The organism is Dyadobacter sp. BE31 (assembly GCF_031457695.1).
Taxonomy (GTDB): domain Bacteria; phylum Bacteroidota; class Bacteroidia; order Cytophagales; family Spirosomataceae; genus Dyadobacter.
This window is the reverse complement of record NZ_JAVDXA010000004.1, coordinates 497,716-517,958: the sequence shown is the minus strand read 5'-3', so window position 1 is coordinate 517,958 and position 20,243 is coordinate 497,716. Positions and strand designations below refer to the sequence as shown.

Annotated in this window: 16 protein-coding genes; 10 read left to right on the top strand and 6 right to left on the bottom strand. The window is 50.9% G+C overall.

The genetic code is table 11. The features are described 5' to 3' along the window. Window positions 1–25: 25 nt before the first annotated feature. The 3 genes from pgmB to J2Y43_RS22770 all read left to right on the top strand — a co-directional run bounded on the left by pgmB (window position 26) and on the right by J2Y43_RS22770 (window position 5,406). Window positions 26–676 (top strand): beta-phosphoglucomutase, encoded by a 651-nt coding sequence (gene pgmB, locus J2Y43_RS22780; protein WP_309986919.1) that lies wholly within the window; start codon window positions 26–28, stop codon window positions 674–676. Further along, window positions 673–2,988: a glycoside hydrolase family 65 protein gene (locus J2Y43_RS22775; protein WP_309986922.1), complete on the top strand. Its 2,316-nt coding sequence runs from the start codon at window positions 673–675 to the stop codon at window positions 2,986–2,988. The genes pgmB and J2Y43_RS22775 overlap by 4 nt, the downstream gene beginning before the upstream one ends. A gap of 141 nt (window positions 2,989–3,129) precedes the next feature. Next, window positions 3,130–5,406, top strand: coding sequence for a tetratricopeptide repeat protein (locus J2Y43_RS22770; protein WP_309986924.1), 2,277 nt, complete (start codon window positions 3,130–3,132; stop codon window positions 5,404–5,406). 126 nt (window positions 5,407–5,532) lie between these two features. On the opposite strand, the gene J2Y43_RS22765 is transcribed toward J2Y43_RS22770, so the two are convergent. Next, entirely contained in the window at window positions 5,533–5,910 is a 378-nt protein-coding gene (locus J2Y43_RS22765; RefSeq protein WP_309986927.1) for a response regulator, read from the bottom strand. A 208-nt stretch (window positions 5,911–6,118) separates the two neighbouring features. Here J2Y43_RS22765 and J2Y43_RS22760 point away from each other — a divergent pair, with 208 nt between their 5' ends. From J2Y43_RS22760 to J2Y43_RS22730, 7 genes are all read left to right on the top strand, one after another. Then, window positions 6,119–6,382 carry a YtxH domain-containing protein gene (locus J2Y43_RS22760; protein ID WP_309986929.1) on the top strand — a complete coding sequence of 88 codons (264 nt, stop codon included), beginning with the start codon at window positions 6,119–6,121 and terminating at the stop codon, window positions 6,380–6,382. Window positions 6,383–6,402: 20 nt separating this feature from the next. Further along, entirely contained in the window at window positions 6,403–6,705 is a 303-nt protein-coding gene (locus J2Y43_RS22755) for a hypothetical protein (RefSeq protein ID WP_309986933.1), read from the top strand. Window positions 6,706–6,792: 87 nt separating this feature from the next. After that, window positions 6,793–6,951 carry a hypothetical protein gene (locus J2Y43_RS22750; RefSeq protein ID WP_309986936.1) on the top strand — a complete coding sequence of 53 codons (159 nt, stop codon included), beginning with the start codon at window positions 6,793–6,795 and terminating at the stop codon, window positions 6,949–6,951. Between the two features lie 201 nt (window positions 6,952–7,152). Then, a complete protein-coding gene (gene rpoN, locus J2Y43_RS22745; protein ID WP_223403803.1) occupies window positions 7,153–8,595 on the top strand; it encodes an RNA polymerase factor sigma-54 in 1,443 nt (480 codons plus the stop codon). Window positions 8,596–8,624: 29 nt separating this feature from the next. Further along, entirely contained in the window at window positions 8,625–10,085 is a 1,461-nt protein-coding gene (locus J2Y43_RS22740; RefSeq protein ID WP_309986941.1) for a sigma-54 dependent transcriptional regulator, read from the top strand. Between the two features lie 19 nt (window positions 10,086–10,104). Then, complete coding sequence (locus J2Y43_RS22735; RefSeq protein WP_309986943.1) at window positions 10,105–11,535, top strand: ATP-binding protein; 1,431 nt, start codon at window positions 10,105–10,107, stop codon at window positions 11,533–11,535. Between the two features lie 84 nt (window positions 11,536–11,619). Further along, window positions 11,620–12,480 carry a hypothetical protein gene (locus J2Y43_RS22730; protein WP_309986945.1) on the top strand — a complete coding sequence of 287 codons (861 nt, stop codon included), beginning with the start codon at window positions 11,620–11,622 and terminating at the stop codon, window positions 12,478–12,480. Window positions 12,481–12,532: 52 nt separating this feature from the next. Here J2Y43_RS22730 and J2Y43_RS22725 read toward each other — a convergent pair whose 3' ends face one another. The 5 genes from J2Y43_RS22725 to J2Y43_RS22705 form a co-directional block, all read right to left on the bottom strand. Next, entirely contained in the window at window positions 12,533–15,640 is a 3,108-nt protein-coding gene (locus tag J2Y43_RS22725; RefSeq protein ID WP_309986948.1) for a CusA/CzcA family heavy metal efflux RND transporter, read from the bottom strand. Window positions 15,641–15,645: 5 nt separating this feature from the next. Continuing rightward, window positions 15,646–16,734, bottom strand: coding sequence for an efflux RND transporter periplasmic adaptor subunit (locus J2Y43_RS22720; protein ID WP_309986950.1), 1,089 nt, complete (start codon window positions 16,732–16,734; stop codon window positions 15,646–15,648). A gap of 54 nt (window positions 16,735–16,788) precedes the next feature. Further along, complete coding sequence (locus J2Y43_RS22715; RefSeq protein WP_309986953.1) at window positions 16,789–18,036, bottom strand: TolC family protein; 1,248 nt, start codon at window positions 18,034–18,036, stop codon at window positions 16,789–16,791. 103 nt (window positions 18,037–18,139) lie between these two features. Then, on the bottom strand, window positions 18,140–19,507 hold the full coding sequence (locus tag J2Y43_RS22710) for a HAMP domain-containing sensor histidine kinase (RefSeq protein ID WP_309986956.1): 1,368 nt from the start codon (window positions 19,505–19,507) through the stop codon (window positions 18,140–18,142). Window positions 19,508–19,514: 7 nt separating this feature from the next. Further along, on the bottom strand, window positions 19,515–20,201 hold the full coding sequence (locus J2Y43_RS22705) for a response regulator transcription factor (protein WP_309986959.1): 687 nt from the start codon (window positions 20,199–20,201) through the stop codon (window positions 19,515–19,517). Window positions 20,202–20,243: the final 42 nt, after the last annotated feature.

The window sequence follows — 20,243 nt, the reverse complement described above, 5'->3', positions numbered from 1 at the left end:
TGCAAGATATTAAATTTGAAATGATATGCCCTCAATACAAGCTTGCCTTTTTGATCTCGACGGGGTAATTGTTGATACCGCCCAATTTCACTACATCGCCTGGCGCGAAATGGCGCAGGACCTCGGTTTCGACCTTACGCGTGAAGAAAACGAACGCCTGAAAGGCATCAGCCGGATGGAATCGCTCGAAATCGTGCTGTCGATCGGCGGAGTTACATTGTCCGACGAAGAGAAGCTTCGCAGGGCCACAGCCAAGAATGCCCGTTACCTGGAACTTTGCATGCAAATGACGCCCGACGACGCGTTACCCGGCGTGCGCCATTTTCTCGACGAATTGAAACGGAACGGTATCCCCAGCGGCCTCGGCTCGGCCAGTAAGAATGCAAAGGTCATTCTTGAAAGGATTGATATGCTGCATTATTTCGATACGATCGTCGATGGAAACCGCATTACCAAAGGCAAGCCTGATCCGCAGGTGTTCCTCATGGGTGCGGCTGATCTGAATGTGTCACCGGTGCATTGTGCGGTGTTCGAGGACGCCGTGGCGGGTATCGAATCCGCGAAAGCAGCCGGTATGCTGGCTGTCGGCGTGGGGGAAGCATCGGTACTCACGGAAGCTGATATGGTGATCGCCGGTTTTGAAAATTTTGGTTTGCCCCAATTGGAAAACATATGAAGAATTACATCACGCACGATGAATGGTGCATCGTAGAAGAAGGTTTTCACCCCGAACACAACGAAATTACGGAAAGCCTCATGAGCCTCGGCAACGGCAGGATGGGTCAGCGGGGTAATTTTGAGGAAGGGTATTCGGGCAAAACACTGCTCGGGAACTACGTGGCGGGCGTTTATTTTCCCGATAAAACCAGGGTAGGCTGGTGGAAGAATGGCTATCCCAACTATTTCGCCAAAGTACTCAACGCCTGCAACTGGACGGGCATCGAGATTCGCGTCGGTACCGAACTGCTCGATTTGAATACCTGCAAGATCAACGAATTTCGCCGCGTGCTCAATATGAAAGAAGGCGTGCTGGAACGTACCGCGACGGTGACGTTATCGGGCGGGAGGAAGCTGCGCATTCATTCCAAACGCTTTTGCAGCATGGCCGACGACGAGGCCGGCGCGATCAGTTACAGCATGGTACCGCTCAACTTCACCGATCATTTCAGCATTACCCCATTCCTGGATGGAAATATCCGTAACCGGGATTCGAACTACGACGAGTCGTTCTGGAACGGCATCGCGCATGAGGCATACGGGCAGGAAGGATATCTCGTGCTCGAAACGAAAAGCAATCCCTATCAGGTAGAGCAGTTCCGCGTGGCCACCGGAATGCAGTTTGATGTAAAACTGAATGGCAGACCTGTAACGGGCACCGCCCAGACGGCCTCAAGGGAAAAATATGTGGCGGGTACTGTGCAGGCAGAGGTGCAGGAAGGGCAGGAGGTTACCATTTATAAGTATGCGGTAAATCTCTCGTCGGCCAACTACACGCACGAAGAACTGGTTCCCAAAGCCAAAGCCTACATTGCCAGGATTGCCGAAAAGGGATTCGATCGCATGTATGCGGAGCAGGTACAGGCGTGGGCAGGCAAATGGGAGAAGAACGATATCACCATTGCCGGCGACGTGGCCGCGCAGCAGGGTATCCGGTTCAATATCTTCCATTTGGGGCAAACCTACACCGGCGAGGACGAGCGCCTGAACATCGGGCCCAAAGGCTTTACCGGGGAGAAATATGGCGGCAGTACCTATTGGGACACCGAGGCATACTGTATTCCGTTCTACCTTTCTACGGCCGACGAAAAAGTGGCGCGCAACTTGCTCGTTTACCGTTACAAGCATTTGGAAAAAGCGATCGAGAATGCCGGGAAGTTGGGATTCACCAATGGCGCAGCGCTTTATCCGATGGTGACCATGAACGGCGAGGAGTGCCACAATGAATGGGAAATTACTTTTGAGGAGATCCACCGGAACGGTGCCATTGCGTACGCTATTTACGACTATACCCGCTACACCGGCGACGAAAGCTATGTGAAAGATTGGGGGCTCGAAGTGCTGATCGGCATTTCGCGGTTCTGGAAGCAGCGTATCAACTGGTCGGAGGACAAAGGGCAGTACGTCATGCTGGGGGTAACCGGGCCGAACGAGTACGAGAACAACGTCAACAACAACTGGTACACCAACTACATCGCCTGCTGGACGCTGCGCTATACGCTGGAAGTAATCGATAAGTTATGGAAAGAAGATTCCCGCAAGCTGAATGAAGTGATTTTCAAAACCAATTTGCAGCTGAATACGGAACTCGCTGACTGGAAGCACATTGTCGATAATATGCATTACCCGTTTGATGAAAACAGGCAGGTGTACTTGCAGCAGCAGGGCTTCCTGGACAAGGAACTGTTGACGGTCGCCGACATTGCCAGCCAGCGCCCTATTAACCAGCGGTGGTCGTGGGACAGGATCCTGCGGTCGTGTTTTATCAAGCAGGCCGATGTGTTGCAGGGCCTTTACTTCTTCGAGCATGAGTTCGACGCGGCCACTATCCGCCGCAACTTCGAGTTCTATGAGCCGATGACCGTCCATGAATCGTCCTTGTCGCCGTGCGTTCACTCGATCCTGGCCGCGGGTCTGGGTCTGCGGGAAAAAGCATATGAAATGTATTTGCGGACAGCCCGCCTGGATTTGGACGATTACAATAACGACACCGAGGACGGGCTGCATATTACTTCGATGGCAGGTACCTGGATGAGCGTTGTAAAAGGCTTCGCAGGGCAACGGGTGACCGACGGCCTGTTGTCATTCAAACCCTACATTCCTGAGCAATGGGAAGGCTATTCGTTCCGGATCGGTTTCAGGGGTATTCTGCTGAAAGTGTCTGTTTCAAAACAAGCAATAACCATTGAAAACGCCTCGGAAAGTGCTCTCACCGTCCTGGTTGACGATAAAAAGGTGTTTATCGACGCTCTGACTTCCGTGCAACTTTAATCACCGGCAGTTTACTTAAAATAATGTTATTTATTTAAAAAATTATATTTTAATCGAAATTTATCAAACGGTCTTAGCAATAATTGTAATTTTCCCTGATTACTTGTAGGTTAGGGGCTTTTTGAGCCATTACGCACCCCTATGGTACAGAAAATCCACCTACTTGTAATGACAGGTATGTTGCTGATGTTGACGGTGTTAGCGCCGCGGCAGCTCTCAGCGCAGGATTTTAGTGAGTGCCAGCGACTTGTAAAAGAACTTCTACCTGTTTTTAATAAGTCATTCGAGGAAAATAATCCTGCGTTGTTGCGCGACGAAGAATACCAACGCGGCGTTCGCAACTTGCAGGCTGCTTATGCGATCTACCATAAGCAGGCCTTCCAACCTTCCGATTCCGTACAGCGCATGAACAACGAGGCGGTGATCCTCGCGCTTTCCGGCAACTATTCAAAAGCATTGCACATTATGGAGGCGCTGGATCTGGCAGAGCTCGATCCGCATTTGCATTATAATCGTGGTCTTTTTGCGATGCTGTCGGGTAAATATGATGCGGCGCGTAAAGATTTCTTCGAGGCGCCGGGCGGCTCCGCGGCGACGGTGAATACGCTTGTGGCGCTTGGCAAGCAGAAGCGATACAATGAGGCTGCGAGGTACGCCACAGACAATTCCGCGAAAAACACGGGCGGCAAATGGAATTTCAACCTGGGCATGGTGCACAAGTACGGCGGCCGGATGGAAGAGGCTGTGGATGAGCTGACGACCGCGATCCGCCAGAAGGACGAGATGGCCTACCGCCTGCAACGCGGCGATATCCTGATGCGCACAGGTAACGAGAAACGGGCGGTGAAGGATTTCGAGAAAGTAGCGCGTACGCACCCGAAAGCACAAATACGATACGCGAATGCATTGCTGTCGCTCAATCAGTTCGGCATGGCGAAAGCCGTTTTTGAAAAATACCTCGAAACCGACGACCGTACCTTCCGGGGCGACGCTTACCTCGGAATGGCGCATTCGTGCTATGGCCTGCAACAGACCGGCGAGGCGCAGCGGTACTATAAACTCGCTTCGACCTTGAAGCGCGAAACACCCGCATTGATGTCCGGGATCGCGAATACCCATCTTAGTAAACACGAGTATCAGACTGCATTTAGCCTGTTCGACCGGGTGATTAAAAAGGACTCTACCTATTTACCGGCTTACCTCGGTCGCGCGGTAGCCTACTATGGGCAAAAGAAGTACGACCTCGCATTAAAGGATTTCAAGAAAGGGGAAAAGGCACTGAACGAAGACAACAAGTTCTTCGCCGACCTTTTTGTAACGAAGGCGTTTTCGGAATACTACCTGAAAAAGACCGCTCAGGCGCAGGAGGACTTCCAGAAGGCGATCAAGCTGGATCCGATCCGCTACGAAGCATTAGCGGGGTTAAGCGGCATCATGATCGACCAGAAACGGTTTTCGGAGGCAGGGCAGTATCTGGCGAAAGCGCTGCAATATGAGCAGGGCTACGACCTGATGTGGAGTAACTACGGCAACCTGCTGCTGCATTTTGACATGTATAAAAAAGGGTATCAGGTATTTAAAAAGGCCATTTCACTGAACCGGTCGAACGTCAATGCGCAGAATGGCTGGGGAATTGTGCTGTTGGAAAACGACCAACTTGATAAGTCGCTGGCGGTATTCGATAGCCTTGTGCGCGAGAAACCGGAGCTACCATTCCTGCACAATAACCATGGAATCGTACAGGCTTACATCGGCAACCGGCATTCCCAGAAACACCAGGTAAATGAAGCCAATGCCCGATACGACGGTGCATTTGAAGATTTCAAACTCGCTATGGCGGCTGCACCCGCCCGAAAGTTCTATAATGTGAACCAGGGAAATGTGTACCGGTATATGGAGCGGTACGACGACGCGAAGCTGAGTTACCAGACCTACCAGGATAAGAGCGCGCTGAACAATACTGCGGTCATGTATGCGGGCCAGGAGCGGCTCAAAGATGCTAAGTATTACCTGGGTATCGCCATTCAGATCGACTCGCTGCACCGTGTTTTCCAGTATAACATGTCGGTGCTTGTGAAAGGTAAGCAGAAGGAGATCATGCGGCTCGTTGCGTCTTCGGATGAAGACAGCCCTTTCTCCGACATCGGCATTAAATACAGTCGCGACGGTTTTGTGACCATTTATCTGTACGACTACGAATACGACGTGTTGACGTTTCCGGGCCGCCATTATATGCCTTTGCCTGTGGCCGAGTACAAGGAAGATTATTTTATTCCCGAATATGATTTCAAGCTCGTTCCCTACGAGAAAAAGAAAGTGGATACCGGTAAGAAGAAACATGTGCGGTACCGCAGCCAGAAGGTGAAAATGCCGGGCGGCAGGGCCCGGTCGGGGACAAAATGTCCTGTGCTGTTTTAGAAGTTAACTGCGATTAAACAGCTGCGAACGGTCGGTTTGAGCAATATTTTCTACGGACAACCGGAACAAATCCCCAATTGATGCAAGTATTTCCACGATTTGTTGTGATGCCAGTAGCCGTGAGGCTTAGATTTCGTTTCCAGGTTTTGTGAAGATATTCTTGACTTCTACAAAGCTTATGGGTTTATCGAGGAAAAAGTCGGCGCCGTTCCTGAACGCTTCTTCTTTCAGGTTCGTCATGGCGCTCATCATCACTACTTTTGCACGTTTGCCCGGGTGCACATCCCGTATTTGCCGGATTGCCTGTATACCCTTTCCGTCGGGTAAGTTGTTGTCTATGAATACCCAATCGGGTCGCATATCCCTGACACAATCAATGCCTTCCATTAATGAAGCCACCACCCTGACGTTGCCGTCGGGTGTTTTAATATCCAATTGCCTTACTAGAAAATTGCGCATCAACACTCCCAAATCCCGTTCATCTTCAATAATAACAATTTTCATAGCGCTGTGTGAGAAGTAAGAATTTCAGTCATCGGTAGCGGAGGTATTTTCCGGCGCCATTCGCATGGCGTTTGTATTACGAACTAACCTTTGAGGGGAAATAAAGCAATAACCCTGCCATCTGCGGGCCGCATCGGAGCCCCGATTGGTACAGGATTTGCGGCAATTCCGGTTGAAACAAAATGATCCACATTAAAACAAGTGTGTTATGTCAACGAACAAAATCATTTTAGGGATAGTAACTGCGGCAGTAGCCGGTGCGGTTATCGGCTTGCTGCTGGCACCGGAGGATAGTAAGAAAACAATCAAAAAACTGAAAAAGAAAACCAATGAGCTGGCGGGGGATCTGATAGCAGCACTGGAAAAGAGCAAGGCGAAAGCAGCCGATGCTGCCGACCAGCTCAAAAAAGAAGGCGAGACGTACGTGGAAGAGTACGCGGACGCAGCCCGTGAACAGATAGGAAACATTTGACCCGGATAGCTATGGAACCCATGGGTGAACTAACAAAGCCGCAGAAGAAAAAGGGGACCGCCTCCCAGACGGTCGACTATTTCAAAGACCTGATGGCGGCCGGTCCGGATGGTATGGCAGGCCGGGGCGTCGAAATAGGGCTGGGAGCCTTGCTTGGAAGGACTGCATTACGGCGGCTTCCGACGCCGTTCAATCTCATCGCACCGCTGCTGATCGAGAAGGTGATCATGAAGCACGGTGTGGAGGAAGGACGTGAATTGCTGTTGAAAGGCTTGTACTGGATCAAGAATGCGACTGACGAAAAACCTTTGCAGTCGGCCTGACCCGGCCAGCATCAGATAGGAAACCCTCCCTTGCCGGAGGGTTTCGTCGTTTATAGGGGTAGGCAAGGGTTTTGCATTCCGTAGTATATGGTTTTCGTATGTCAGACGCCGCTCCGATGGCAGGATAACACCGGGGAAGCGAAAGCCCGAATGCATTTGAAAGTACGATATCTTTTGATTTTCAGCCAGATCAAGCTGTCGGTGAGCAAGCGTTCCCGGAAGCAGCCCGGATGCCCGCTTTGCTAATGCGAGGCTCCAAAAGGCGATCAGCGTGGCCGCGGAGGCGTTTTTGAATGGGGATTAGCTCTACATTCTGAATTATAATACTCAGTATGTGGAAATAACTACGCAATCTTCGGTAACGCACCTCTTCGTTGAGGCAAGATTAGATAAAGAGTCGTAAATTTAAAGCACCAAGAGAATGTAAATTTTACCCTTAGTTGCTATATGCAAAGACAGACGCAGACGCAGAGACAGACTTTAAAATACTCTCCCTTGCAAATTCAGATGCTGAATTTACTGCACCTGACTACAATGGAGCTTGAACAACGAATTAAGGAAGAACTGGAAGAAAACCCTATACTGGAAGAGGGGAAGGAGGAAAGTACGTCGGAGGATGCGCCTGAAGAATTCGACGAATCGGACAGTTCATCGGGTAGTGAAGACAATTCCGTACAAGATTACTACGATTGGGACGAGTTCCGTGACGACGATATTCCGGATTATAAAACGTATGCAAATAACCAGTCGGCCGACAACGAACTATACACCCGGCCGATGGTGGAGGCCATTTCGTTCAGAGACGACCTCAAACAGCAGGTACACTTTCTGCAACTGGATGAACGCCAGCAACTGATCGCCGACTTCATCCTCGACTCGCTCGACGAGGACGGTTTTCTGAGAAGGGAAAGCGATGTGATTGCGGACGATATTTCATTTGCTAACAGCATGTTTATCGATACCGACGAAGTGAACACAATGCTGAAAATCATCCAACAGCTCGATCCGCCCGGGATAGCAGCCAGCGATTTGCGGGAATGCCTGCTTATCCAGCTCAATCGCATGGAAAATCAGAACGAGACCTGGAAATGGGCTTGCAAGATTGTTACGGACGCATTCGACGAGCTCGGGTCGCGCAATTATGATAAAATCATGCGCATCACCGGACTGGATGAAGAGTCGCTGAAAAAGGCTATTCAGCTGATTACCACGCTCAATCCGAAACCGGCGTCGGGGCTGCGCAACGACTCCATCGTGAACGAAAGCATCAAGCCCGACTTTATGCTATGGTACACCGAGGACGGGGAAATTGAAGTACAGCTTACCTGGGGGAACAGCCCGGCATTGAAGCTGAACAAAGTTTTTACCCAAATGGCGGAGCAGAAGCAGGACAAGGCCACCAATCAGTTCCTTAAGAACAAGATGAACTCGGCGAAGTGGTTCATCGACGCCATCAAGCAGCGGGAAAACACGATGCTGAACACGTTGAAAGCGATTGTTAAGCTGCAATATGATTATTTCCAGACCGGCGATATCAAGAAATTGCGCCCGATGATCCTCAAAGATGTAGCGGAAATCATCGATATGGACATTTCTACCGTATCTCGCGTAACGACCAACAAATATGTGCAGACACCGTTCGGCATTGTGCTCCTGAAAGACCTTTTCACTGAGGGCGTTACGAACGAGGATGGTACGGAGGTTTCGAACCGGGAGATCCAGGAGGCGATCCGGGAGATCGTGAGCGAGGAGGACAAGCGCCACCCGTATAATGACCAGCAAATTACAGATATGCTTGCCGAAAAGGGCTATTCCGTTGCAAGAAGGACGGTGGCCAAGTACCGCGAGCAACTAAACATACCTACCGCGAGGTTGAGAGTTACTATTTAAAGCAAACAAGTTAAGCCCTGATACCCGGCATGAAAAAAATAGTTGTTGTTGATGATGAAGCGGATATTTGCTTCCTTTTGAAGCGTTTTTTGTCAAAAAATGATTTTATAGTAGAAACAGCCCAGAACGGCAAAGATGGGCTCGCATTGATAGAATCCATTTCGCCCGACCTCGTCATGACTGATTTCAGACTCGGGGATATTACCGGGACCGAATTGCTGACGACCATTAAATCCAAAAGGCCCAACGTGCCCGTCCTGATCATTACCGGTTATTCGGATATTAAAGTGGCGGTAAATGTAATGAAGCTGGGCGCCTACGATTACATTACCAAGCCGCTTTTTCCAGATGAAATCCTGGTAACCGTGAAGAAGGCCATCGCCGACGCGGAGGCTTCCGAGAATGAAGAGCAGCAATACGCGGCGCCAGCCTCGTCCGACGGCAGTGCCGAACCGGCGAAACCTGCACGTAAGAACCAGCCGCGCACCAGGGCAGGCTATGTAATGGGTAGCAGCGATGTTTCGGATAACCTTTTCCGGCAGGTGGACCTGGTAGCTCCTACGAATTTCAGCGTAATTATTTATGGCGAAAGCGGTTCCGGTAAGGAAGCCATCGCGCAGGAAATTCATAACCGGTCGAAGCGCAAAGACATGCCATTTGTGGCGATGGATTGCGGGGCCATATCCAAAGAGCTGGCGGGCAGCGAGCTGTTCGGGCATGAAAAAGGCTCGTTTACCGGTGCATTGCAGACCAAAATAGGTCATTTCGAGCTGGCAAATGGCGGTACGCTGTTCCTGGACGAGGTGTCCAACCTGTCCTACGAAATACAGGTGGCGTTGCTGCGTGTGGTACAAGAGCGCAAAATGCGCCGTATCGGCGGGTCGAAGGAGATCGATCTGGATGTCCGTATTATCGTGGCGAGTAACGAGCGGCTGCTCGATTCGGCGCGTAACGGTAAGTTCCGGGAGGATCTTTACTACCGATTCAACGAGTTTACGATCGAAGTTCCTGCATTGCGGAACCGTAAGGACGATCTGATGCTTTTTGCCGGCGCGTTCCTGGAAACAACCAATGTGGAGCTGGGAAAAAATGTTAAAGGATTTTCGGAGGAAGTTAAAAACGACTTCCTGAACTACTCATGGCCGGGAAACCTCCGCGAGCTCAAAAATGTGATCAAGCGCGCGACGCTGCTTTCGGACGGTGAACTGATCGAGGAAAAGGCGCTGCCGTTCGAGATTGTCAATTACAAACGCCTGAAAGACCTGGACGACGAGCCTGCTCCGGCAGCTAGTTCGGCAGCGTCGCTGTTATTGGATAATGTGGATGGTGACGATACCAAACCAAGTCTCAAAACAGTCGCCAACGAGGCGGAATATGACATGATTATGCAGGTATTACGGGATGTGAATTTCAATAAAAGCAAAGCGGCGCGTTTGCTGAACATCGACCGCAAGACGCTTTACAACAAAATGAAACAATTTGATATCTGACAGCGGAATAGCAGCAGGAATGAATAGTAAACTGATCAGGGTATTGTTGGTAGACGACGACGAGGATGATTACTTCCTGACCCGTGAATATTTTCAGGATCTGGTCAACTGGAAGTTTGATATTACCTGGTGTGCTACTTTCAAAGAGGCGGAATTTCAGATCAGAAACAACAAGTTCGACCTGTACCTGTTCGACTACCTGCTCGGAGAAAGCACCGGTATCGACCTGATCGAGCTCGCCTGCAATTTCGAATGCGAGGAGCCAATTATCCTCCTTACGGGCAAAGGCGACACCAAAATCGCCGTCGAAGCATTGCGCCTTGGTGCGGCAGATTACCTCATTAAAAGCGAGCTGGACGCCGAAAAACTGGAAAGAAGCATCCGATATGCATTGGAGCGGACTTCCGTTTTGAAAGCATTGCGCCACAGCGAGCGCCGCTATCGCCGGGTGTTCGAAGAATCCAGTGATTTCCTGTTTATCAGCGATCTGGAAGGCAATATCATCGATTTCAATGAATCGGCGAGTGTTCTCACCGGCTATTCGGGCGAACAGTTGAAGGAGAAGAAGATCACCGATCTGGTGGACGACCCTTTGTTCGCAACCCGTTGGAAAGACATCGCCGAGCAGCCCATTCACGATCATGAGGTGCGCCTGCTCACCAAAGATGCCGATAAGAAGTACTGCCTGTTTTCTGCCTCTGTGGAAGTGGACGACGACCATCCCTATATCCAAGGCCGGTTGCACGATATGACCGCCCGGAAGCAGTCGGAAAAGGAAAGGCTGTTTTCAGAAAAAATGGCCGTGACGGGCAGGCTCGTGCGTATGCTTGCGCATGAAGTGCGTAACCCGCTCACGAACGTGAACCTTTCGGCAGAGCAGCTGGAAATGGAACTCGCCGACGAGGACCACAAATTCTACACACAAATTATTAAGCGCAACTGCACGCGCATTAACGACCTCATTACACAGTTGCTACAACCGTCGTCTTCGGAGGATATCGAACTGGTGGAGAGTTCGGTACATTCGGTACTGAGCCAGGCCATCAGCGCCGCGCTCGACCGTGTACAACTCAAAAGGATTCAGATTGTCAATGAATTTGCCAGCGAAGAGCTCGCATTGCCGCTCGACCGCGTTTCGCTGCAAATGGCTTTCCTGAACCTCATTACCAATGCTATCGAGGCGATGGAAGAGGACCGGGGCGTACTCCGGATCGCGACGAAAAACCACGGCGACCACATTCAGGTAATATTTGTGGACAATGGCGCGGGGATTAGCGAGGAGCATATGGACAAGATATTCGAACCCTATTTCACGGGAAAGAACAATGGAATGGGTATCGGATTATCCACCACGATGAGCATTATCCACGCACATCACGGACGCATAGAGGTGCAGTCGGAGCTGGGGGTGGGAACTACTTTTACGATCAGTTTCCAGACCGGCAAGTAGTTGCTTCCAACTGCATTAGCTGGCGATTTTCATGCAACGATCGGGCCTGGGCGCGCGTAAGGAGAGAAAAAACGGCGCACTTCTATGAAACCCATTTTTACGATCCTCTTCTTTGCCGCATTTTTCCAGGTCCGGGCGCAGGACGCGGATTACTACCGCAAAAGCTACACCAGGCCTATTGGCGCCAAGCCCTATAATACCGAGTCGTTCCTCAAAAAATTTGGCGATGTAAAGGTCCACGACCGCTGGTATGTGGGCGTGAGCGGCTTTGTAAGGAAAGATAAAAACACGATCGACAACGATTTTGATGAACTGATAGGTACAGAATCACCCACGGTTTCGGCCTGGGGTGTTACCGCGGGATGGGTTTTCAAAGAACAATGGAATGTGGAGCTGGCATACGACCGCTCGGCCATTCACAATGTGCTGATGATCTATGGAGATAATCCGCTGAAATACCAGATGGAAAATGATAAAAACAGCCTGATTGTCCGTGGGAAAATGCGGCTGCTTTGGGGGAAACCTTCCGTCCGTAAGTCGGCTTTCTGGATTAGCGCGGGTGCGGGGCTGGTGCCCAATTCAGGTAAATCGAAGGACTATATGGAGTTCTCGGGTTACCGCGAAAAAGGACGTCGTCAGGGAGTGGACACACTGTTTATGTCGAGCGACACGCGCATTGCCAAATCCATGACGGGCCTCGTCGAAGCGTCGGCGGAATATGTGATCAAGGTTGCTAAATCGATCGATATGTCGCTTTTTGCCCGTAAACAATGGGGAATGGGCAACTCGCTTACGACCGATCTGGTATACAAAGTGAATGGTGTGGAAACGGAACGGGCGCGGATCGAAGGCGACGGTTCGGGCTGGAACTTCGGGATTTCGCTACGCTATGTATTCCATATCGGCTATGATTTCTCTCCCTTGAATTACCACTCCAAAATATAAAAAAGGCCATCCGCAAATGCAGATGGCCTCACTCTTACTTCACTACAATCCATCAGGCATATTTTGAAACCTTGATCTTCCGGTTGAAGAAACCGTAAATGATCGGGAATACGAGCAGCGTGAGCACGGTGGCGGTGATCAATCCGCCGATTACCACAATGGCAAGCGGTTTCTGGGTTTCGGAGCCAATGCCGGTCGAAACGGCTGCCGGTAACAGACCGATTGCCGCCATGAGCGCTGTCATGATCACCGGCCTGATCCGCGATTTCACTCCCTCCCTGATCGCCTCATCGAGCGTCATTCTCGCAGCCAGGTTTTTATTGAATACGGAAATCAATATCACCCCATTCTGCACGCAGAGCCCGAAAAGGGCTATAAAGCCTACCCCCGCGGAGATGCCGAAGTTCATATGCGTGACGTGCAGCGCGAGGATACCGCCGATCAATGCGAACGGCACGTTGATCAGCACCAGCCCGGCATCTTTGGCATTGCTGAACATGATGAACAGCAAAATGAATATCCCGACCAAACTGATAGGCACCACTTGCCCCAGCCGCGCCGTTGCCCGTACCTGGTTTTCGAATTCCCCCGACCAGCTTACCGAATAGCCTTTTGGCAAAGAAGAGAGCAGCGGTTTCACTTTCGACTGCGCTTCGGCAATGGTGCTGCCCAGGTCGCGCTCGCGGACGGAGAATTTCACGCCGATAAAGCGTTTGTTATTGTCGCGGTATACAAATGCAGGCCCGGTAACGGTGCGGATCGTGGAAATCTCTTTGAGCGGAATTTTACCTCCTGTGAGCGTTGGTACCATCAGTTGCTGAATATCGTCGACCGTGCGGCGGTATTGCTGCTCATAGCGCAGACGAATATCGAATTTCCGCTCGCCTTCGTAGAGAATGGACGCTGTTTTACCTCCGATCGCCATTTCGATCACGGCTTGTGCGTCGGCAATGCTCACGCCGTATTGCGCCATTTTGTGGTCGTGCAGGATCACACTCACCTCCGGCTGTCCGATGTTCCGCAGGATACCCACGTCTTTGATCCCCGGCACGTTCTTGATCGCTTCCAGCACCTGGTTGGCCTTGTTATTCAAGGTTTCGAGGTCGTCGCCGTAGATTTTTACCGCATTACTTGCATTCATCCCCGCCACGGCTTCGGCCACATTGTCGATAATCGGCTGAGAATAGTTGTAGTTGATACCCTGGAACTGTTTCAGTTTCGTGTCCATTTCCTCGATGAGGTCGTCCTGGCTGATTTTGCGTTTCCATTCTTCCTTAGGCTTCAAATTCACCTGCATTTGCACATAATAGAAGCCCGACGGGTCGGTACCATCATTGGAACGGCCGGTTTGGGATAATACTCCATTTACTTCCGGGAATTCATTCAGTTTGGCACGAAGCGTCGTTACCATTTTGGTGGTTTCGGCCAGGGAGCTGCTCATCGGCATTTTGGCTTCCACCCACAATGCACCTTCGTTGAGCGTCGGCAGGAACTCGGTACCGAGGAATTTGGCCGAGAAGAGCGTAACGCCCAGGAATACAAATGCGAAGATCACGCTGAGTTTTTTGCGTGCATAGCACCATTCAAAGCCCCTGATCACCGTTTTGTCGAAAAAACGGACGACCGGATTACTCTTTTCACGTACATTCTTGTTTAGCAAAATGGAACATAGCACGGGCACGAGCGTGAGCGTGTAAAGCAATGCACCCAGCAATGCAAAGCCCAGCGTGTAAGCCAGCGGCGTAAACATTTTACCCTCCACTTTTTGGAAACTGAAAATGGGGATCAATGCGGTGATAATGATGAGTTTGGAGAAGAAAATGGCTTTTCCCAACTCGCCGCCGGTGCGTTTGATAAGCCCGAGTTTAGACAGCTTGTTGAACCGGTCCATACCGTTCCGGTGCGCCAGGTGGTCGAGGGCTACGAATATTCCTTCTACCATCACCACGGCGCCGTCGATAATGATCCCGAAGTCGATCGCACCCATCGAGAGCAGGTTGGCCGACATACCCTTTAATTTCAAACACATGAATGCGAAGAGCAATGCAAGCGGAATGATAATGGACACGATAACGGTCGTGCGCCAGTCGGCCATGAAAAGGAACACGATCACGGTCACGAGCACGATCCCTTCCACGAGGTTATGCTTCACAGTGTGCGCACAGAACTCGATGAGGTTGTCGCGGTCGTAGAATGTGACCATTTTGACGTCCGGCGGAAGGATTTTGGTATTCAGCTCCTCGATCTTGTCCTTCACCCGCGCCAGTACTTCACTCGGGTTTTCGCCTTTTCTCTGAACCACAATTCCTTCCACGACGTCGTCATTGCCGTCAAGCCCTACCTGTCCCACGCGCGGCATATCCGATTCCTTCACATCAGCCACATCCTTTACGAGCACGGGGTTATCTTTCACATATTCGACGATGATGTTCTGAATGTCCGGGATAGAGTTGAGCAACCCGATCCCGCGTACTACATAAGCCTGTCCGTTCTTCTCGATCACGTCGCCGCCGACATTGATATTGCTTTTGGTCACAGCCTGGTACACTTCCAGCGGCGTAATGTTGTATTTCACGAGCTTGGTTGGGTTCACCTGCACCTCGTAAATCTTGTCGCGGCCGCCGAATGCCACCACGTCGGCAACGCCCGGTACGCTGCGGAGCTGGCGGTCTATCACCCATTTGTGCAGGGTAAGCAGCTCGCGGCTGTCGCGGTCTTTACTTTGCAATGTAAACCTGAAAATCTCGCCGGTAGGGCCGTAAGGCGGCTGCACATCGGGCTCGACACCATCGGGCAGCGACACGGTCCGGAGCTGGTTATTGACCTGCTGTCGGGCGAAAAAGTCCTCTACATTATCATCGAAAATGATTTTGACAATGCTCAAACCGAACATGGTCGTGCTCCGTACATTGGTTTTTTGCTGCACGGAGTTCATGGCGACTTCAATCGGCACCGTCACAAAGCGCTCTATTTCCTCCGCGCTGCGCCCGTTCCATTGCGTTACGATGATGATCTGCGTGTTGGTCACGTCCGGAAACGCTTCCAGCGGCGTATTTTGGTAGCTGACAATGCCCGAAATGATCAGCAGGCCTGTCATGAAGAATATGAAGAACCGGTTCTTGAGCGAAAAGCCCACGATGCCTCGGATGAATTTGTTCATGGAAATTAGTCGTTAAGCGCGTCGTAAACGAGGAGTTGGTTTTTGGAAATGATCGTCTCGCCGGGTTTGAGGCCTTCGCGTACGTACGTCGTGTTTGCGAGGGAGCGGTACACTTCCACGGGGCGCGTTTCGATTTTTGTGCGGCTATGATATACCATTACCCAGTTTTTGCTCCGGTCGAAAATGACGGCTTGCGAAGGGATCGCCTGCATTTTATCGCCTTCCTCGAAGTTGAGCGTGACCGTGGCGTGCATTTCCGGTTTGAGTTTGAAACCTACATTCTGCAACTGAATGCGGATCTTCATCGCCTTGGTGTCCGGGTCGAGGACGTTGTAGATTTTATCGACTTTCCCTTTGAAAACCTCATCCGAAAAACTGATCGTACGCACTTCCGCAGGCATACCCAGCTTCACGCGCGGGATATCGCTCTCATTCACATTGGCCATCACCCACACATCGGCGATCTGGCCCACGGTAAACAAGCTTTCGGAGTTATCGGAGCGCAGCTGCATGCCGCGGTTTACGTTTTTGTCGATGATAAAGCCATTAATCGGCGATTTCACGGTATAGTTGGTGGATTTACCCAAACCATAAATAGAAAACACCTCTTTCACGCGGTTCAGCTCGGCTTGGGCTTTGTCCACGATCTGGCGGGCTGTTATTACATCGCGCTCAGGTACCAGCTTGCTTTCGAACAAATCTTCGGTGGACGACAGGTTCTTCTGCGCAATGAGCAGGTCGGATTGCGCCTGGATCATCTGGCGCTCGAAATCGGCGACTTCGCCGGAGCGGATCGTTGCCAGTTTCTGGCCTTTGCGGACATTATCTCCGAGCTCCACATCCACTTCATCCACATTACCACCTACCAGCGGATACACTTTAATAACCTGGTTTTCATCCGGCACTACTTTACCCACCAGCGTGAGTTCGTTGCGGACCGGCTCCGTCCGGACTGTGTCGATTTTAATGCGGCTCATCATGGTGTCCGAAAGCATAAACGCCTTCGATTCGTCGTTTTCAGTCTTCTTTTTCTCGCAGGAGGTCAGCCACACGCCCACAGCGGCCAGCACGACTACATACAGTGAATTTTTCATTGGGAAATGCATTAATGGCAATGCCGTGAATAAGTTGTGTTCAGTTTTGAATGGTTAGTTGAATAGCTCTTCGCCGACGACGTAATTGAGCTCCTCGTATACCTTGATGCGGTCGGCTTGGAGGCGGTTATATTCCTTGATGCTCTCGTTGTAAGTTTCGATGAAGTCGATGAATTCCAGCAGCGAGATATTTCGTTTCTGGAAGTTGTCGTAAATGCCGTTGCTCAGGAGCTGGAACTGGTCGGTAAACTGCCCTTCTACACTCTGAAATGCCTTGTCGGCAATGCTCACTTTCTGCACGGCCGCGTCCACTTCGTTGCTTACTGCATTCTGCTTGGCATTTTCGGCCGTTTTATAGTAGCTGATACTGCTTTTCGCGGCGCGGATATTACCCTGGTTCCGGTTGAAGAAGGGCAGGGCAATAGACGCATTCACACCGAAGTAGTTGTTCTGGTAGTTACTGGCCTGGTCGTACACGGCGCCTACCTGCACATCGGGTTTAGCCAATGCCTTTTGTAATGTGTAGTTCAATTCCGCCTGCTTCGTCTCCGATTGGGCCACTTTCAAATCGGCCCGGCTTTGCAATGCTTTCTCTTTCAATGCGGCCACGTTGTAGCGGTCGAGGTGATAGCGCTGGATTTCGGTGCTGTCAACAAGGGATTTAACCGGTCGGTCGGTGCTCAGCAGGGTGCGGAGATCGCGCTGGTTTTCCTGTAATTCAAAAAGGATATTGGCCCGCTCGTTGGTCAGTTCGAAGAGGAGTGCTTTGAGACGGACGACTTCTTTGAGCGAAATATTTTTGCGGTTGTATTCTTTATCAAATGCATTGACGGTCGTGGTAAGCGTGCCGATTTGGTTGTCGTACAATGCAATGGTTTGTTCGAGGTAATACGATTCGAAGAAGATCTGCCGCAGTTCGAATTTCAATGTGCGGATAAGGTCGTAGAACTGAAATTCGGTTTTACGGGTCGATTCCATGTCCAGTGCCACCTGCTTGTTGCGCTTGCCCGCGCGTGTGATGAGTTGCTGGATCGTGAATGCTTTCTGGCCGTTTCTGCCGACATCAAGCGCGCCGCGAGAAGGGTTATATGCACTGATTTCGACCCCGAAAGTAGGGTTGTTCCAAAGCTTGTCCTGGATTTCGATCGATTTTGCAATGTCGATCTGGTACTTTTCTGCCAGGATTTCCAGGTTGTTTTGCAAGAACAGGCTGTCAGCCTGGCGGATCGAGAGCCGCAGCGTGTCTTGTGCGTGTAAGGCGGTTGTTAGGAGTACTAAGAGCCCGGTGAGGTAGGTTCGCATAATGTCCGTGTTAGAATGTGCGATATTCCGACACCGGTATTACACCAGCCTTAAAATAACCTTAGAAAAAAATTAGAATGCCCTCGGGGGCGCCTAGCCGGCGTCAGATGTGATGCAGCTGTACCTGAAACTCGCTGCCTTTACCGACTTCGCTGGTGACGGAGATAGTACCGTGATGCAGCTCCACGATCCGCTGACAAATGGAAAGCCCGATTCCGAACCCTGGAAGCTCGGTGGCGTTGGACGACCTGAAAAACGGGTTGAAAATATGGGGGAGGTCGTCTTGGCTGATCCCTATCCCCCTGTCTCGGACTTTTACAACGCACGATTTATCGTCGGAGGAAATCATTATCTGCGCGCTGTGGTCGGACGAGTATTTGCACGCATTGTCGAGCAAATTGGTGAATACCCTTTTGAGCAATTCCTCATTACCTTCGATCACCGTTTCGTTCTCGTTTTCCGGGATCGTCTCGTAATCGATCACCACATTGTAGTCGGGGTGGGAGGAAAGTAATTCCTCTTTAGCCAGAAACGCGAGGTCCTCGATATGGATATGCGTCATTTTCATGTTGCCCATATTCTCATAGGAGCGCGCGAGAAAAAGCAGGTTGTTGGTAATGCTGATGAGCCGTTCAGTATCCGAAAACAGGTTCGCAAAAACCTCTTCAATTTCAGGATTATCCTTGTTGAACCGCTGCCCGAGCTGGATTTCGGATTTCAAAGCCGCTAGTGGCGTCCGAAGCTCGTGGGACGCGTGCGACACAAAGCTCTTTTGCTGTTCAAATGCTTTGTTGAGCCTGTAAAGTACGGTATTGAAGTTGATGGCTAACTGCGCGATTTCGTCCTTTCGGTTGCCCTCGTCGAGTTTTTGGGACAAATTCTGGGCCGTAATGAGCGATACCTGGGCATTGATCCGGCTGATGGGTTTCAATGCATTACCCGCAAAATAAATCCCCAACCCAACCGTCACCGCGATCCCCGCCAGCAATCCCCAGCCCAGCGTGCTCCTCAAATTCTGCAACTTACTATGCCCGAAAGTGTCATAGGCCGAGGCCAGCACCACCAGCGGGTCGTCGCTTTCCTGGTAGAGCAGCCCTATCACCTCGTTTTCGCCCTGGTGGAATTCCATATATTCTTTTTCACGCACTTCATTCAGCAGCGACGTGTGGTAGGTGAGCAGCTTGTCGTCGACGCTGGAATAGATCAGCTCGTTCTTTGTATCGAAAATCAGCACCTTTTCATCGAGCATTTCCGAAAGGGTGTTCTGGTCGATGGCTTTGAGCAGGTCCTTGTCAATCCCCTTCACTTTCACGAGCAGGCGGCAGGTGGTACGCGCGCGGCTGCGCAGGCGATCGTAAAATTCTTCCTGGCGGTAGTGCTCCGAAACGCTGTAAATGGCAATAGAAAACAACAGCAGCACCCCCGCTACCAGGAGCGTGAATTGGAGAGCGATGCGGTCTTTGATCTTCATTGGAGGGTTATTCTTCTTTCATAATGTAGCCCATGCCCGGTCGGGTATGGATAAGCTTGGTAGGGAAGTCCTTGTCCACTTTTTTACGCAAATAGTTGATATACACTTCTACAACGTTGGTGCCCGGATCGAAATTGAGATGCCACACATGCTCGGCCAGGTCCATTTTTGAAACCACCCGCCCGCGATGCAGCAGGAAGTATTCCAGCAATGCAAACTCCTTGGCTGTGAGATCGATAATGTTTCCGCCCCGCTTCACCTGCTTGGTACCGAGGTTCATCTCAAGGTCGGCAATGCGCAGGATTTTGTCGGAACTTTCGGGATTCAAAAGGTCGGACACGCGCAGCGCGGCATTCACCCGCGCGAGTAATTCCCTGAAATCGAACGGTTTCACAATGTAATCGTCCGCGCCGCTGTTCAGCCCTTCCACCTTATCCTCGATCTCTCCGAATGCCGTCAGCATGATAATAGGCAGCGACGGCTTATAAATCCGGATCTGCTGGCAAACATCAAAGCCTTTCATACCCGGCAGGTTCACATCCAGCAACACCAGATCGAACTTCTTTTCAAGGGCTATTTGTTTGCCCGTAATGCCGTCATAGGCGATCTCCGCCTCGAAGTTTTCGGCAGCCAGCCCGCGGAAAATGTTCTGCGCGATCCTGCGGTCATCCTCAACGATCAGGATTTTTTTCATGTGTATTCCAAAAAAGGGAGAGGTCAAGTTACGAAAGTGCTG